At 42.6% G+C, this 1,799-nt stretch carries 1 protein-coding gene; it reads right to left on the minus strand.

What is annotated here, in order from left to right:
• Positions 1-1,624: BapA/Bap/LapF family prefix-like domain-containing protein (locus AC5YD2_RS16100; RefSeq protein WP_496127258.1), on the minus strand; the 1,624-nt coding region annotated here is incomplete at its 3' end.
• Between the last annotated feature and the right edge of the window lie 175 nt (positions 1,625-1,799).

The raw sequence follows: 1,799 nt of genomic DNA on the forward strand, positions 1-1,799 counted from the left end.
AGGCTGACTTGCCATCTTTACCATCTAAACCATTGCTACCATCTTGACCTTTAAGTGCGGCTAACCATTCTTTTTCAGTCCCGCTATATCCATTTTCTACAGCAAGCTCAAATGCTGATTTGCCATCCGCACCGTCTTTACCATTAGTACCGTCTTGGCCTGTAAGTGCTGCTAACCACTCTTCCTCTGTCCCGCTGTATCCATTTTCCACAGCAAGCTCAAAGGCTGACTTTCCATCAACACCATCTTTACCATCTAAGCCGTTGCTACCGTCTTGACCTTTAAGTGCGGCTAACCACTCTTCTTGTGTCCCGGTGTAGCCATTTTCTACTGCTAACTCAAATGCTGATTTGCCGTCCGCACCATCTTTACCGTCAACGCCGTCTTTACCATCTAGACCATTGCTACCATCTTGACCTGCAAGTGACGCTAACCATTCTTCTTGTGTCCCGGTGTAGCCATTTTCTACTGCTAACTCAAATGCTGATTTGCCGTCCGCACCATCTTTACCGTCAACGCCGTCTTTACCATCTAGACCATTGCTACCATCTTGACCTGCAAGTGACGCTAACCATTCTTCTTGTGTCCCGGTGTAGCCATTTTCTACTGCCAACTCAAAGGCTGATTTGCCATCCGCACCGTCTTTACCATTAGTACCGTCTTGGCCTGCAAGTGCTGCTAACCACTCTTCCTCTGTCCCGCTATAGCCATTTTCCACTGCCAACTCAAAGGCCGATTTGCCATCAACACCATCTTTACCGTCAACGCCGTCTTTACCATCTAGACCATTGCTACCATCTTGACCTGCAAGCGCTGCTAACCATTCTTTTTCAGTCCCGCTATATCCATTTTCTACAGCAAGCTCAAATGCTGATTTGCCATCCGCACCGTCTTTACCATTAGTACCGTCTTGACCTGCAAGTGCGGCTAACCACTCTTCTTGTGTACCGCTGTATCCATTTTCCACAGCAAGCTCAAAGGCTGACTTTCCATCAACACCATCTTTACCATCTAAGCCGTTGGTACCGTTAACGCCATCTTGACCATTTGCACCATTAACGCCATTTGCACCGTCTTGACCATCTAGACCATTGCTGCCGTCAGCGCCATTTTGACCATTTGCACCATCTTGACCATTTAAACCATTGGTACCATCAATGCCATTGCTACCATTCTTACCGTTGTCACCATCACTACCTGTACCTGCAACCACCGCACCTAAAGCTAGAGCACCAGCTCCCATACCTAACCAAGTGCCCAGACCTAAACTCGATGATTCAGATTCAAGGAGTGGTTCAATTGTATTTAATCGTACGTACTTATCAAAAACCCACCCCCCATCCTCAGCTTGGTGTAAAAGAGCATGATCAAATTGACCTTGTTCAGTTAGAAAAACCAAATCTGAATCCATTTGTCCATTGACAATATTAACTGGCTCAATCGTAACTTTTTCACCGTTTTTAAGCGTAATAACAATTGAATTGCCAATGTACTCAATTTTAGCAATCTCTTCTTTATTCAGTTGTAGTGCAACTACGGAAGGCTCATTAAGAGCAATATTCTTGGCATCAGTTTGCTTAGAGGTATAGTGGCTCAACTTACTTGTAACAACGATATTAGTCATTTTTTTCTCTTAATAAATGCAAATAAACCCACAACTAATTTAATTTCTATTTATGGACTTATAAATATATAAATAATGAATACCCAAACCAAATAACACTTTAAGATAAGTTTAATTTATTTGTACTTGATTAAATAAAAAACAATTTCCATTATAGTAATAAAATCATCTTTGT

It is taken from the genome of Acinetobacter sp. CY73 (assembly GCF_059515865.1).